The organism is Paracoccus sp. Arc7-R13, assembly GCF_004010775.1.
GTDB classification, from domain to species: domain Bacteria; phylum Pseudomonadota; class Alphaproteobacteria; order Rhodobacterales; family Rhodobacteraceae; genus Paracoccus; species Paracoccus marcusii.
In genome coordinates this window covers 175,944-190,000 of record NZ_CP034810.1, presented here as the reverse complement: position 1 = coordinate 190,000, position 14,057 = coordinate 175,944, and the positions used below count along the sequence as shown (strand labels likewise).

At 60.9% G+C, this 14,057-nt stretch carries 8 protein-coding genes, 1 tRNA gene, 2 rRNA genes and 3 pseudogenes; 9 read left to right on the top strand and 5 right to left on the bottom strand.

Annotation, left to right across the window (positions count from 1 at the left end; genetic code table 11):
* Positions 1–93 precede the first annotated feature (93 nt).
* From EOJ32_RS00955 to EOJ32_RS20300, 4 genes and pseudogenes are all read left to right on the top strand, one after another.
* Positions 94–2,926 (top strand): 23S ribosomal RNA (locus tag EOJ32_RS00955).
* 95 nt (positions 2,927–3,021) lie between these two features.
* A 5S ribosomal RNA gene (gene rrf, locus EOJ32_RS00950) occupies positions 3,022–3,136 on the top strand.
* Positions 3,137–3,197: 61 nt separating this feature from the next.
* Positions 3,198–3,274 (top strand) — tRNA-Met (locus tag EOJ32_RS00945).
* Between the two features lie 139 nt (positions 3,275–3,413).
* A pseudogene (locus tag EOJ32_RS20300) lies at positions 3,414–3,539 on the top strand (IS66 family insertion sequence element accessory protein TnpB); the annotation flags it as partial.
* 261 nt (positions 3,540–3,800) lie between these two features.
* Here EOJ32_RS20300 and EOJ32_RS00935 read toward each other — a convergent pair.
* A pseudogene (locus tag EOJ32_RS00935) lies at positions 3,801–4,448 on the bottom strand (MFS transporter); the annotation flags it as partial.
* Between the two features lie 89 nt (positions 4,449–4,537).
* Between EOJ32_RS00935 and EOJ32_RS00930 the strand changes: the two are divergent.
* Positions 4,538–5,488: a LysR family transcriptional regulator gene (locus EOJ32_RS00930; protein WP_240542466.1), complete on the top strand. Its 951-nt coding sequence runs from the start codon at positions 4,538–4,540 to the stop codon at positions 5,486–5,488.
* A gap of 143 nt (positions 5,489–5,631) precedes the next feature.
* Here the strand turns inward: EOJ32_RS00930 and EOJ32_RS00925 are convergent, their stop codons facing one another.
* The 4 genes and pseudogenes from EOJ32_RS00925 to EOJ32_RS00910 all read right to left on the bottom strand — a co-directional run bounded on the left by EOJ32_RS00925 (position 5,632) and on the right by EOJ32_RS00910 (position 9,917).
* Positions 5,632–6,744 (bottom strand): aldo/keto reductase, encoded by a 1,113-nt coding sequence (locus EOJ32_RS00925; protein ID WP_127897410.1) that lies wholly within the window; start codon positions 6,742–6,744, stop codon positions 5,632–5,634.
* A 211-nt stretch (positions 6,745–6,955) separates the two neighbouring features.
* A pseudogene (locus EOJ32_RS00920) lies at positions 6,956–8,177 on the bottom strand (IS3 family transposase).
* A 255-nt stretch (positions 8,178–8,432) separates the two neighbouring features.
* Positions 8,433–9,113 carry an AIM24 family protein gene (locus EOJ32_RS00915; protein ID WP_127897409.1) on the bottom strand — a complete coding sequence of 227 codons (681 nt, stop codon included), beginning with the start codon at positions 9,111–9,113 and terminating at the stop codon, positions 8,433–8,435.
* 9 nt (positions 9,114–9,122) lie between these two features.
* Positions 9,123–9,917 (bottom strand): DUF4239 domain-containing protein, encoded by a 795-nt coding sequence (locus EOJ32_RS00910; RefSeq protein WP_127897408.1) that lies wholly within the window; start codon positions 9,915–9,917, stop codon positions 9,123–9,125.
* Positions 9,918–10,044: 127 nt separating this feature from the next.
* Here EOJ32_RS00910 and EOJ32_RS00905 point away from each other — a divergent pair, with 127 nt between their 5' ends.
* The 4 genes from EOJ32_RS00905 (at position 10,045) to EOJ32_RS00890 (ending at position 14,003) form a co-directional block, all read left to right on the top strand.
* A complete protein-coding gene (locus tag EOJ32_RS00905) occupies positions 10,045–10,986 on the top strand; it encodes a TAXI family TRAP transporter solute-binding subunit (protein WP_127897407.1) in 942 nt (313 codons plus the stop codon).
* A 996-nt stretch (positions 10,987–11,982) separates the two neighbouring features.
* Positions 11,983–12,600, top strand: a complete 618-nt coding sequence (locus EOJ32_RS00900) for a hypothetical protein (RefSeq protein ID WP_127897406.1) — start codon at positions 11,983–11,985, stop codon at positions 12,598–12,600.
* Entirely contained in the window at positions 12,593–12,994 is a 402-nt protein-coding gene (locus tag EOJ32_RS00895) for a phage holin family protein (RefSeq protein WP_127897405.1), read from the top strand. Before EOJ32_RS00900 ends, EOJ32_RS00895 begins: the two co-directional genes overlap by 8 nt.
* Entirely contained in the window at positions 12,984–14,003 is a 1,020-nt protein-coding gene (locus EOJ32_RS00890; protein WP_127897404.1) for a DUF3618 domain-containing protein, read from the top strand. The genes EOJ32_RS00895 and EOJ32_RS00890 overlap by 11 nt, the downstream gene beginning before the upstream one ends.
* Positions 14,004–14,057: the final 54 nt, after the last annotated feature.

The following is a 14,057-nucleotide window of genomic DNA, read 5'->3' as shown; positions in this document are numbered from 1 at the left end:
CGGGAAAAGTACAATGCTTTGATCGGAAGTGACCCCCAGGAGCTACAAAAGGGCCTGGGATGGGGGACGCCTAGTCCTTCTTCTTCCGGATCAAGTCAAGCGCGATAAGGGCGTTTGGTGGATGCCTTGGCAGTAAGAGGCGATGAAGGACGTGATACTCTGCGATAAGCCATGGGGAGCTGAGAATAAGCTTTGATCCATGGATTTCCGAATGGGGAAACCCACCTGAAACTTGATTGTTGTTGCCTTCGGGCGGTCAACAATTGGGTTAACCAGGTATCTTTTACCTGAATACATAGGGTTTAAGAAGCGAACCCGGGGAACTGAAACATCTAAGTACCCGGAGGAAAGGACATCAATAGAGACTCCGCTAGTAGTGGCGAGCGAACGCGGACCAGCCGAGCCTTGAGAGTGACGAGAACAGATTGGAAAGTCTGGCCATAGCGGGTGACAGCCCCGTATCGGAAGCTCGATGGGACGTATCAAGTAGGGCGGGACACGTGAAATCCTGTCTGAAGATCGGGGGACCACCCTCGAAGGCTAAGTACTCCTTACTGACCGATAGCGAACCAGTACCGTGAGGGAAAGGTGAAAAGCACCCCGACGAGGGGAGTGAAACAGTTTCTGAAACCGGACGCCTACAAGCAGTCGGAGCCCCCTTGAGGGGTGACGGCGTACCTTTTGTATAATGGGTCAACGACTTGGTCTGTCTAGCAAGCTTAAGCCGTTAGGTGTAGGCGCAGCGAAAGCGAGTCTTAAATGGGCGACATAGTTAGACGGATCAGACCCGAAACCGAGTGATCTAGGCATGAGCAGGATGAAGGTACGGTAACACGTACTGGAGGTCCGAACCCACACCTGTTGAAAAAGGTCGGGATGACTTGTGCCTAGGGGTGAAAGGCCAATCAAACTCGGAGATAGCTGGTTCTCCGCGAAAGCTATTTAGGTAGCGCCTCGGACGTATTCCCTGGGGGGTAGAGCACTGCATGGATGATGGGGGCCCACAGCCTTACTGAGTCTAAGCAAACTCCGAATACCCAGGAGAACTATCCGGGAGACACACGGCGGGTGCTAACGTCCGTCGTGGAGAGGGAAACAACCCTGACCAACAGCTAAGGCCCCCAATTCGTGGCTAAGTGGGAAAGCATGTGAGACTTCCAAAACAACCAGGAGGTTGGCTTAGAAGCAGCCATCCTTTAAAGATAGCGTAACAGCTCACTGGTCTAATCAAGAGGTCTTGCGGCGAAGATGTAACGGGGCTCAAGCCACGAGCCGAAGCTTTGGATGCACTTTAGAGTGCGTGGTAGCGGAGCGTTCTGTGATATAGAACGCTGCCTCTTTAGCCCAGCAATGGTCTACGGAGGCAATGTTCTGACTGTGAAGCCGGGCCGTGAGGCAACCGGTGGAGTGATCAGAAGTGAGAATGTTGACATGAGTAGCGACAAACAGGGTGAGAGACCCTGTCGCCGAAAGTCCAAGGGTTCCTGCTTAAAGCTAATCTGAGCAGGGTAAGCCGGCCCCTAAGGCGAGGCCGAAAGGCGTAGTCGATGGGAACCAGGTTAATATTCCTGGGCCAGGAGATGGTGACGGATCCCGAGGGTAGTTCGATCTTAACGGATTGATCGGGCTGCTTAGGGGTCCCTGGAAATAGCCCTCCACAAGACCGTACCCTAAACCGACACAGGTGGACTGGTAGAGAATACCAAGGCGCTTGAGAGAACCACATTTAAGGAACTCGGCAAAATACCTCCGTAAGTTCGCGAGAAGGAGGCCCGGTTTTTGCGCAAGCAGAGGCCGGGGGCACAAACCAGGGGGTGGCGACTGTTTACTAAAAACACAGGGCTCTGCGAAGTCGTAAGACGACGTATAGGGTCTGACGCCTGCCCGGTGCCGGAAGGTTAAAAGGAGAGGTGCAAGCCTTGAATTGAAGCCCCGGTAAACGGCGGCCGTAACTATAACGGTCCTAAGGTAGCGAAATTCCTTGTCGGGTAAGTTCCGACCTGCACGAATGGCGTAACGACTTCCCCGCTGTCTCAAATGTGGACTCAGCGAAATTGAATTGTCTGTGAAGATGCAGACTTCCCGCGGTTAGACGGAAAGACCCCATGCACCTTTACTACAACTTCGCACTGGCATCAGGATTGCGATGTGCAGGATAGGCGGTAGGCTTTGAAGCGGGGACGCTAGTCCTCGTGGAGCCATCCTTGAGATACCGCCCTTCGCACTCTTGATGTCTAACCGCGGCCCGTTATCCGGGTCCGGGACCCTGCGTGGTGGGTAGTTTGACTGGGGCGGTCGCCTCCCAAACAGTAACGGAGGCGCGCGAAGGTTGGCTCAGACCGGTCGGAAATCGGTCGTTGAGTGCAATGGCAGAAGCCAGCCTGACTGCAAGACTGACAAGTCGAGCAGAGACGAAAGTCGGCCATAGTGATCCGGTGGTCCCGAGTGGAAGGGCCATCGCTCAACGGATAAAAGGTACGCTGGGGATAACAGGCTGATGATGCCCAAGAGTCCATATCGACGGCATCGTTTGGCACCTCGATGTCGGCTCATCTCATCCTGGGGCTGGAGCAGGTCCCAAGGGTACGGCTGTTCGCCGTTTAAAGAGGTACGTGAGCTGGGTTTAGAACGTCGTGAGACAGTTCGGTCCCTATCTGCCGTGGGTGTTGGAGACTTGAGAGGAGCTGCCCCTAGTACGAGAGGACCGGGGTGGACGTTCCACTGGTGGACCAGTTGTCGTGCCAACGGCAGTGCTGGGTAGCTATGAACGGACAGGATAAACGCTGAAGGCATCTAAGCGTGAAGCCCCCCTCAAAACAAGGTCTCCCTTGAGAGCCGTGGAAGACCACCACGTCGATAGGCCGGAGATGTAAGTGCAGCAATGCATTCAGTTGACCGGTACTAATGGCTCGATAGGCTTGATTTGATCCGGAAGAAGCAGGATTATCCTCCTTCCTCCAAAGCATCCTTGGACAATATCAGACCCTTCAAAGGGTCCGACGCTGAGCGTTTCTTTCCTGGTCTGGTGGCCCTAGCGCGAGCAAAACACCCGATCCCATCCCGAACTCGGCCGTTAAGTGCCGCTGCGCCGATGGTACTGCGTCTTAAGACGTGGGAGAGTAGGTCACCGCCAGACCTGGTAAGAAACGCAATATCTCTCTGATACGATGAAATAAACCCGATCAGGACAACCTTGGCGCGGGGTAGAGCAGCCCGGTAGCTCGTCAGGCTCATAACCTGAAGGTCACAGGTTCAAATCCTGTCCCCGCAACCACAGAAACAGACCCAACACCAGCCCCGGCCACACGCCGGGGCTTTCGCATGTTTGCCTGTTCAGAACAAACTTGGCATTCCGCAAGGCAAAGGTAAGCGTCCGGTCTGACTGCCCTGCCGCGTGGTGAGCGTGGGAGATAGTGTCCGCTATAGATGGTGGACACTATGGTGCGAGCGTGGCGCGTCGGACAAAGCGGCTTTGGACGGACGAAGAGAAGCGGTCGATCTGCCTGCAGACGACGGCTCCGGGCGTTTCGGTTGCGCAGGTGGCGCGCCGTTATGCGGCGAACGCCAACATGGTGTTCAAGTGGCTGCGCGATCCGCGTTATGCCCCTGAGACAACGGCAGTGGCGGCTACCCCTGCCTTCCTGCCCGTGGAGATCATAGACCATGTCAGGAAGGATGATCTGGTTGTGACCAGCGAGCCGACACGTCCACAGGAACTGATCGAAGTCGAGCTTGACCGCGCCGGCCGAGAGGCCCGTGACATCGGTCAGCATCGGCGCCAGATAGGTGAAGGCGATGAAGTTGCCGCCATAGCCCAAGGCCGTGATCAGATAGACCAACAGCAGGCGCGGCGAAGTGAGCACGCGGGCCTGTGCCCGCAGGCCGGGCGAGGCGCTCTGCGGGAGGTCGGACGGCACCAGCACGGCGCTGGCGATCAGGCCGATCACGCCGAGGAGGACGACGCCGAGGAAGGTCGCCTGCCAGCCGAAGGACTGCCCGATCCAGGTGCCCAGGGGCACGCCGGTGACGAGGGCCACGGTCAGGCCGAGGAAGGCCATGGCGATGGCGGAACTCTCCCTGTCGCGCGAGACGAGGCCTGACGCGATGGTCGAGGCGATGGCGAAGAAGACCCCATGGGCCAGCCCGGTCAGGAAGCGCGCCACGATCAGGCTGCCATAGCCGGGGGCGACCGCGGCGAAGGCGTTGCCCGCGATGAAGAGCGCCATCAGCGCCAGGAGCAGCGTCTTGCGTGGCAGCCGGCCGGTCAGCGCGGTCAGAACGGGCGCGCCGATGGTGACGCCCAGGGCGTAGAGGCTGACCAGGAGGCCGGCCGACGGAAGCGACACGCCGAGGCTTTCGGCGATGGTGGGAAGCAGGCCGACGATGACGAACTCGGTCGTGCCCACGGCGAATGCGCTGATCGTCAGCGCCCATAGTGCCAGCGGCATGGGGATCTCCGGATGGATTGAACTCGACCGGAGAGATGCCATCTGTCAGTCTTGGCGTGAACGAACGACATTGCAAAGGGCTTTTGCGTATGGCGCACGACCTGCCGCAGACGGCGGACCTCGCCGCCTTCATCGCGGTGATCGAGGACGGCGGGTTCGCCGAGGCGGGTCGGCGGCTCGGGGCCGCGCCCTCGACGCTCAGCCGGACGGTGACGCGGCTGGAGGCGCGGCTGAAGGTGACGCTGCTGCGCCGCTCCACCCGCGGGATCGAACTGACGCCGGAGGGGCGCGACCTTCTGGAGGCGGCGCGCGAGATCGTGGCGCGGACCGAGGCGCTGTCGGATCTGGCCACGGGCGCCCGCGCCCCGCGCGGTCCGCTGCGGGTCAATGCACCGGTGCCGTTCGTGCTGCATGTCATCGCCCCGCGCCTGGCGGAGTTCCACGCGCGATACCCCGAGATCGGGCTGACCGTCGACATGACCAACAGCATCGTCGATTTGATCGACGCCCATGCCGATGTCGCCATCCGCTTCGGCCCGCTGCCCGACAGCGACCTGCTGCACCGGCCCCTCGGGCGGGCGGAGTGGCGTCTGGTCGCCGCGCCGGACTATCTTGCACGGGCGGGGCATCCAGAGCACCCTGTGGATCTGGCCGCACTGGAGCAGGTCAGGTTCTCGTCCCCCGCGCATATCAACGATCTCCGGTTTCTCGGCATGGCGGGCCCCGTCTCTCCGCGCGTATCGGTGACGGCTGCGAATGGCGAGGCGGTCCGGCAGTTCGTCCTGGGCGGCATGGGCATCGCACGGTTCTCGGACTTCATGATCGACGCCGACATTGCATCAGGCCGCGTGGTCGAGCTGTTCCCGGGCCAGCTGGACATCCCGCTTCTGGCCATCAGCGCGCTTTATCTGACGCGTGCCTCAGGGCTGCGGCGATTGGGTGTGTTTCTCGACTGGCTGGCAGGCGTGATGGCAAACCCATCCGCGCGGAATGAGGTGAGCGCAGTCGTCAGCCCATCCCATAGGTGCTCTTCTAGCTAATCACAGGTGATTGCGCGAGCGGCCCAAAGCCGGCGGTCATCGATTGTTGAGTCTGAAATGCGGCTTCCCGAAATTAAACTGTGGTATAAGGCGCAGCAACGTCTTTATGCTGTCTCCGCCGCGTAAGAAATTGCCGGAGAGGCTCAGTCGCTGGTCGCCGCCTCCATCCACGGTTGCACGGACTGTCCGCCGTAGATCACCTCGCGCGGCAACTGGAAAATAAAGTAAGGGTTCAGCGCTGGCAGAGCGCTGGCGTCGTGCAGTCGGGCCTTCTGTTCCGGCGACAACGTGATATCCAACGCCTTGATGTTGGCTGTTACTTGCTCCGGTCGGCTGGCGCCAATCAGCAACGTGCTGACGCCCGGCCGCGACAGGACCCAGGCCAGCGCCGCCTGCGCCATCGGGACGTCCAGCTCGGCCGCCACCTCGCGCAGGGCGTCCACGACCCCGAAGTTGCGTTCGGTGAACAGCATGCCGCCATAGGGGTTGTCGCCGCTCAGCCGGTCGCTCTTGCCCGTTTCGGCATCCATGGCGCGGTCCGGCACTGCGGAGGTGCGACCGGCCTCGGCCAGCATCTCGCGCCCGTATTTGCCGGTCAGCAGGCCGCCGGCCAGCGGGCTCCAAGGCATGATTCCGAGGCCGAAATGCGCGGCCATCGGCGCCAGGTCCAGCTCGACCCCGCGCTCGATCAGCGACCAAGCGTTCTGCAGCCCGATAGGCCCCGGCAGACCTTGTGCTGCGGCCAGCGTGGCGATTTTGGCGACATACCAGGCAGGCGTGTTCGAGAAGCCGTAATAGAGGATCTCACCACGCGCCACTGCAGCGGCCAGCGTCCGCAACACCTCTTCCGGCGGGGTCGTTCGGTCCCAGACATGCATCCAGTAAATGTCGATCCGGTCGGTCCCGAGCCGGCGCAGCGAGCCCTCGATCCCAAGACGGATGTTGATCGCGCCGTTCCCGCCATGCAGCGGATGGCCTTGCGATCGGGCGAAGCCGGATTTGGTGGACAGCACTAGCCGGTCGCGCAGCCCGCTGTCCCTCACGATTAGGCCCAGCATCCGCTCACTTTCGCCGCCGCTATAGACGTCGGCTGTGTCGATGACGTTGCCGCCGGTTGCCACATAGGCGTCGAAAATGCCCCGCGCTTCGACCAGATCGCTGCCCCACCGGCCCGCGCCAAAGGTCATGGTGCCAAGCGAAAGCGGGCTGACGATCAGCCCCGATTGGCCAAAGCTGCGGTAATCTGTCATTTGCATGCATCATGCTCCTCGGTGCGGTGATGCCGTGACCGTATAGCCGCGCGGCGCGCCGCATTAGCCGCTTTCCGCGGCATGAGCCTGTGAGTATTCTTCACAGATGCTGCGGCAAAACCTCAACGATCTGGCGGCCTTCGCGGTCATCGCCCGGACGCGCAGCTTCACGGCTGCCGAGGCTGGCCTGCCCCTATCGGGTGGTCCGGTTTCAGTCTTAGTGCATTTCGGGTCTTGGCGCTACAGCTGGGGTGGCCGGCGAAGCGGCTCCGGATGGCGAAGCCGGCCACTGGATGGCCTCGGGAGTTGGCGGGCGATACCCCAGTGATGAGTGCGGGCGCTTGGTGTTGTAATGGCGGCGCCAACTCTCGATGATAATCTTCGCCTCAGCGAGGCTGTAGAAGATCTCCCCGTTCAGCAACTCGTCGCGGAGCTTGGAATTGAAGCTCTCACAGTAACCGTTCTCCCAGGGGGACCCCGGCTCGATGTAGGCGGTCTTCGCGCCGACGGCGACGATCCATTCCCGCACCGCCTTGGCGATGAACTCCGGGCCATTGTCGGACCGTATATGATCCGGCACACCGTGCAGGATGAAGAGATCGGACAAGACGTCGATGACGTCGGTCGATCGGAGCCTCCGGTCGACCCGGATTGCCAGGCACTCCCGGCTGAACTCGTCGATGAGATTGAGCATGCGGAACTTCCTTCCATCGTGGGTCCGGGCTTCGACGAAGTCGTAGGACCAGACATGGTTCGAACGCTCTGGCCGCAGACGGATGCATGACCCGTCGTTCAGCCAGAGCCGACCCTTCTTTGGTTGCTTTTGTGGCACCTTCAGCCCCTCCCGCCGCCGTCGGACGCATGCGTCCGACCCCTCGACCCGTTTCACGTTCACCGCCCAACCGGCCTCGCGCAGAAGGGCGTCGCCGGTGGTCGCTCGGACCAGTGGCGCAACCACCGGCAACTCCGGCGGTATCCGTAGCGCCCATATTGCGAGGCGAGCGCGATGATGTCGGCCGTCAGGACGTTTTCATCGGCCCGTCCGCTCGGCACTTTCCGCCGTGTCGAGCGATGCTGCCCGAGCACGCGACAGGCGAGCCGTTCCGAGATCCGGAGCTTCTGCCTGACATGCTCGATGCAAGCACGGCGGCGGGCGGGGCTCAGAAGTTTCCCGATGCCGCTTCCCGAAGGATGAGCTTCTCGAGCGTCAGGTCAGAGACGGCCTTCCGGAGCCGCTCATTCTCCTTCTCCAGCTCCTTCAATCGCTTCACTTGGTCGGTTTTCAGCCCACCGAACTCCTTGCGCCACCGATAGTAGGTGAACTGCGTCACGCTGATCGACCGCACGGCTTCGGCCACCGACTGGCCTTGCGACACCAACACGTCAACCTGCCGGAGCTTGGCGACGATCTCCTCCGGCTTGTGCTTTTTCTGGGGCATTCCTGCATCCTCCAAATGGCTCAAAAGCCATACCTTAGGGAGGACCACTTTTCAGGGGGCAGACCAGAAGGCCAGCGACGCCACAAAGCGATATTGGTTGCGGTTACTGCGGGGAGAAGCCGCTCAAGGATATGCAAATCACGGAACTGACCGTGAAAGGGTTACGTATCGTTTGGTCACCGCGCATGCGGGACTGCGGCAGACTGCAGGGCACTGCATCTTGACCGATGCGCATGACATGGGCGCACCAAGGGATCATTCCAGCAATGCTCCATCGATGCTTTCCCCGGTCATTCTGCGATACAGATGTTCGTTCCAATAAGGCGTCCAGCAAACCAGAACCTTTCCGGTGCCGCTGAAAACACGCAGGCGTTTCTGCCCGGAGATCAGGTTGCGCGGAAATGACGCCGGATTTCGTGATGAAAACCGCAGGCCCTCGGTCCTGCCCAGCACAAGTCGACCCTGAACACGCAGGTCGCTGTCCTGAACCTCGATCGTCTCGACAGGGCCGGGGGCGTTGATCGCGACCTGGCCCGCATTGTGAAGCGTCGTCTTCCAGACCAGGCCGCCATCACCCGCCCACAGGCTGGGCCAGAAGCGTTCACGGCGCATGCCCAGGGAAACGCCCCCTTCGGATGCCCAATAGACGCCGGGCTCCAGAACCCATGTCTCGCCGTCCTGAACCGTCAGAAGGTGATATCCGGACAAGGACGGCTGCAGCACGATCGACCCGCTGCCCTTGTAATAAGGCCTGATCCGGGCTTCGCTGGTGAACATCGACCGAAAGACATCCGCCAGTGCCGGCAGCCGCGGTGTCAGGGCGATGTCGCCGCGCATGGTCGACAGGGCCCCGCGGCGGGCGCGGATGGTCTCCTGGTCGATCTCGATGCGAACCTGCCGCATTCCCTCGACCTCCCGGATGGAAAACTGCGCCATGTCGCCTCCTCAGGGCTCGTCCCAGATCATGACCCTTTGCCACAGGCGCTCTAGCGGGTCGGGCTGAATCGCCGCTTCGCCGCGCAGCGGATCGTCAAGGGCGACGATGACGAACAGGATGACGCCCAGAAAGAACGCCGTGATGGTGCCCAGCACGAACTGACGCACGGGGCGCATCCGCAGCAGGACGATCAGCAGGATATTGATCGCCGCGCCCACCAGCACGGCATACCACAGGACGTTGGGAATTTCCGTGTAGACACCGTTCAGGCGCAGCTGCCGGGCGCGGGTGAACTCCTGGAACGCCGACAGCATCTGCGCATGCAGGATTTCCTGCCCGGCCGAGGTCGGCTCGAACCCCGACAGCTTCTGGCGCATCGCATTCACGCGATTGCCACCGCCATCCAGATAGGAGCCCTGCGCGTGGGCGGGCCAGTCCTTGTACAGTGTGAACAGGACATAGTCGCGCATCATCGCCTTGGTCTCGGATCGAACGGGTTCCGGGTAACCGTTGATGTCGGAATACAGCGCGCCCAGCACCGTGGCCTCGTTCAGCAACGCCTCGTTCACGCGCTCGTTGTTCTGATAGGCCGACACGGTCAGCAGGCCCAGCAGCAGACCATAGAACAGGTTGAAGCCGGCCGTGCCGTGCGTGATCGCCTCGTTCAGGTCGGGGCCTGAACCGATCAGCAGGCGCAGGATCGGCTTGAGGACGAGCATCCCGACGAAGATCGACAGGACGGCGGCAAGCGAGAAATAGAAGGCAAGGTCGCGCAGCGGAATGTCGTACAGGAAATCCGGCATCGCTTCCCTCGCAAGGTCCCCCTTTCCATAGTGACTGCGAGTTCGCGTTTCTGCGAGAAGATTTTACGTGCTTGCCGATGAATCGCCGTCATGCGCTAATGGCGACAGCAGGGTGCGGAGGTCGTCGATGTTCCGTTGGATGGCAGTGGCCTTTCTGTCCGTGTCGACAGTTGCGCAGGCACAGGATCCACGGCTGTACACCATCGGCTCCGGGGACGTTAACGGAAGCTATTACGCCGCCGCCACCGCCCTGTGTCAGGAGACGAACCGGGCTGAGGCGGCACTGCGCTGCAGCCCCGAGGCCACCCCCGGTTCGATCTACAACATGGAGGCGCTGCGGACCCGCCAGCTTGATTTCGCCATCGTGCAGTCCGACGTGCAGACCATGGCCCTGACCGGCGAAGGCCCGTTCGTGGGTAAACCGGCCTTCTCTGATCTTCGCAGCGTCATGTCGCTCTATCCGGAAACGCTGACGGTCCTGGCGCGCCCCGACGCCCATATCCTCAGCCTGGGGGGGCTTGTCGGCAAGCGGGTCGATATCGGTCTGCCTGCATCGGGCAGGCAGGCGACGGCCATGCGCCTGCTGACGGCCCTGGGTCTGGATCGGACGGATTTCAGGGCGCTGCTTGAACTCACCACCGGCACCGGACTGGATGAACTATGCGCCGGCAGGATCGACGCGACCGTGCTGATCCTGGGTCATCCCAGTTCGGTCGTCGATCGTGCCATCAACGAGTGCGATGCGCGGTTGGTCAACATTTCCGGACCCGAAGTGCGCGCGTTCATCGAGGCGAACGACGATTATGTCTACTCGTCCATTCCGCGCAGCGTCTATGGAAAAAAGGGCAGGATCCTGTCGATCGGAGTCTTGGCGACGCTGGTGACACGCACGGACATGCCGGATGACATCGTTGCCGCAATCTTCAAAAATACCATCGCAAACCTTCCCTCGATCGGGGTCTCAGCGGCCGTGCTGGAGAAGCTGTCCGTTCGCGACATGCAGGAGTCGGGCTTGGCCGCCCCCTTGCATCCGGCGGCCGCAACAATGTTTGCGGAGAGAGGCAACTAGCGTTCACCGCTTCTCAAATCGTAGAAAATTTCATTTAATCACGGGTTTCCGTGATTTCTCGTCCCTTTGAGATTTGCAATTGTTCTGCCTTTTTGAATAAGCGTGAATTTCAGTTTCTTGGCGTTGGCGTTGGCGTTGGCGCTAGGACTATGAAGCATGGACAGTTGCTATTGCTCTTCCCCTTCCAGTATTAATTGTAGCCGCTACGCTGACCGTTTTGCTGTATGATTTTCTCCACGCGATTATCAGCAAAAATAGCGTAGATTCTGTCGGCTATGTCATATCGGGTAAGACTAAGAGCAAGGTCAAAGGTGGCGTTGGCTCTGGATCAAAGGATTGGTGCCATGCTCGCGGCCTATTATAGCTGTAAAGTTTGCCGATGCTCGCAACGGCGTCGTAAGTCAGGTGATGTTTTCAATGACGTTTGAGGGTGATGCCTCCTGTTCTCTATGAGGGCAAAACATTAGGACCACTGCTGCCGAAGTCGCGGGGTGCAACGGGTGGTCAGCGTTCTGCGATCACAATAAATGCTGATGAAAACATGGCGTACTATATACGCGGCAGTCGAAATCTGTGCACTGCCATATCTGATACGGATATGATCAAATGTGCTGCGGGGTGTTTCGATATCACTGGGTGGACGGCCTACCTCTTTTTTGCAATCTTCGGTTGATTTATATAGATTTCTATCCCTCATTAATAGACAATCCGAGTCATTATTCCCGCGGGTCAAGAGACCGAAGCCATATAGTCGTAGAACGGTCCGTTTCGACATGGCGCCTTCTGCGAAATAAAAAATAAGCCTGATAACTTAAAAAATTTCAAGACAATGTAATAGAAGGATAATTTCACTATTCTGGCATGGTTGCCGCATGAAAAATCTTCAACTTAATTAACGTTATTGGAACATCATCTCCGTCGCTTGGTTGGGGCCCCGATAAACCTGTCGGCGGGTCGCTGTAATGCTCGTCTTCAGCCAGAAAAGGGAGATCTCAGATGACCATCAACGATCCGAACCTCAGGGAGACTGATACGTCCGAACAGGGCAGCATCAGGGCCGAGGCCTCCGAACAGGCGTCGCGGTTGGCCGGAACGGTCAAGGACGATGTTGCGCGCCGCGAGCAGAACCTGCGTTCCGGCGTTGCGAACCGTGCCGAGAGCGTGGCCGAAGGTCTGCGCAAGGCCAGATCCGAGATCGATCCGGATTCGACCGTCGCACAGATGTTCGACCGTGCCGCCGACAGCGTCAGCGGACTGGCGGACAGCCTGAATTCGACGGACCCCGCACAGATGCTGGGTGATGTGCGTCGCTTTGCGCGTCGCCAGCCGGGCGCCTTTCTGGGTCTGTCGGCCTTGGCAGGCTTTGCCGCGGTCCGTTTTCTGCGGGCAGGGTCCGCCAGTTCGTCAGACATGACCAGGTCCGGTAGCTATGGCATGACCGGCACGACCCGGCCGACCGGCTCCGGTGATCGCGCAGCGGTCGCCCAAACGGGTGCTGCAAACCCTGATCATCACGTGGGCATGGGGGCCAAGCCTGTGTCCGGCACCGGCGCAGCGTCATCCGGCAACCCTGGCCTCTCGGGCAGCCGCACGATCGGAGGTTCGTATGACTGATCCTGTCCGCTCCCAGAACCCCGCCACGCTTGCGACGGATGCACTGCGGCTGTCAGGGGATCTTGTCCGCAAGGAAATCGCCCTTGCCAAGGCAGAGATGCGCCGGAACCTCAGCCATGCCGGTGCTGGGCTGGGGATGATCGTGGCCGCCGCCGTCATCGGCATCGTCACGCTGAACGTGCTGACGGCGGCCTTGGTGGCCGCCCTGGCGGAAACCGATCTTGGCCCGATTTGGAGCGCGGTCATCGTCGGGGTCGTGCTTGCGATTCTGGCCTATGGCCTTCTGCGCAAGGGCATGGCCGACCTGAAACCCGAGAACCTGATGCCGACGCGTACGGTCGAGAACGTCCAGCGCGACGCGACCACGGTCAAGGAGGCCTATCATGACGCATGATGCAGACAACCCGGACCATATCGAACGCGAGATCGAGAAGGACCGTGACGCCCTGCGCCGGACGCTGAACGATCTGCAGGACGAACTGTCCCTGGACGGCCTGTCGCGCCGCCTGACGGGCTCCGTTCGTCGGAATGGCGCGGAATGGGCGGAATCCGCCAGCGCAGCCGCCCGTGCCAACCCTGTTGCCTTGGGCCTGACGGGTATCGGGCTGGCATGGATGATCTTCGGTCGCGGGCATGACCCGGTCCATGGCCTTGGCCCGTCATCCGGACGGCGCGACGACCAGACGGCATCGACGCGGGCTTGCGGCACCCCGCCCCCGCGCGGTGTGGCATCGACCACGGGTTGGAGTTCGGACCGTCGCCCGATGACGACCGGATCGTCCTTCGACCAGAGCACCGGATCCGACAAGGAACATAGCATGATGGACAGAACCAGAGAGACCGCCGGCCACCTGCGGGACCGCGTCAGTGACGGCACGACGGCATTGGGCAATCGCGCGCGCCATTTTCGGGACCGGCTTGGAGAGGGCACCGAGGGGATGAGCGAAGAGGCCCGTCGCCGGATCGAGACGGCACGCCGCAAGGCACTGGATGCCAGCGACGCGGCCAGCCGCCAGATGGCGCGGGCGAACAGGCAGGTCGCCCGCAGCTATGAAAACGAACCCTTGCTGTTCGGTGCGCTTGCACTGATCGGGGGCGCAGCCTTGGGCGCCCTGTTGCCCGGCACGCGGCAGGAAGACGAGCTGATGGGCGACTATCGTGATCAGCTGTTCGACGAGGCGGAGGCGATCTATGCGGAGGAGAAGAGCCGCATCGGAAACGCCGTATCAGCCGGGCTGGACGAAGCGAAGTCAGCCGCCTCCAGCGTCGTGGCCGCCGCACAGGACGAGTTGACGGACGCGGAAGAAGGCAAGGCATCCCCTGGGTCCGGCCATTCCCAATCCTCCACGGCCCCCCGGACAGCCGGTTCCCCGACAGGTATGCCGGGGTCGGCAAAAGTCTAAGCGTCCAAAGCATCTTTGGCAGCCCCGCATCAACGGGGCTGTCGTTTTCGCGAC

Coding starts and splice junctions, on each gene's coding strand:
- EOJ32_RS00930 (WP_240542466.1), top strand. CDS start 4,538: ATGGCGCACGACCTGCCGCAGACGGCGGACCTCGCCGCCTTCATCGCG.
- EOJ32_RS00925 (WP_127897410.1), bottom strand. CDS start 6,744: ATGCAAATGACAGATTACCGCAGCTTTGGCCAATCGGGGCTGATCGTC.
- EOJ32_RS00915 (WP_127897409.1), bottom strand. CDS start 9,113: ATGGCGCAGTTTTCCATCCGGGAGGTCGAGGGAATGCGGCAGGTTCGC.
- EOJ32_RS00910 (WP_127897408.1), bottom strand. CDS start 9,917: ATGCCGGATTTCCTGTACGACATTCCGCTGCGCGACCTTGCCTTCTAT.
- EOJ32_RS00905 (WP_127897407.1), top strand. CDS start 10,045: ATGTTCCGTTGGATGGCAGTGGCCTTTCTGTCCGTGTCGACAGTTGCG.
- EOJ32_RS00900 (WP_127897406.1), top strand. CDS start 11,983: ATGACCATCAACGATCCGAACCTCAGGGAGACTGATACGTCCGAACAG.
- EOJ32_RS00895 (WP_127897405.1), top strand. CDS start 12,593: ATGACTGATCCTGTCCGCTCCCAGAACCCCGCCACGCTTGCGACGGAT.
- EOJ32_RS00890 (WP_127897404.1), top strand. CDS start 12,984: ATGACGCATGATGCAGACAACCCGGACCATATCGAACGCGAGATCGAG.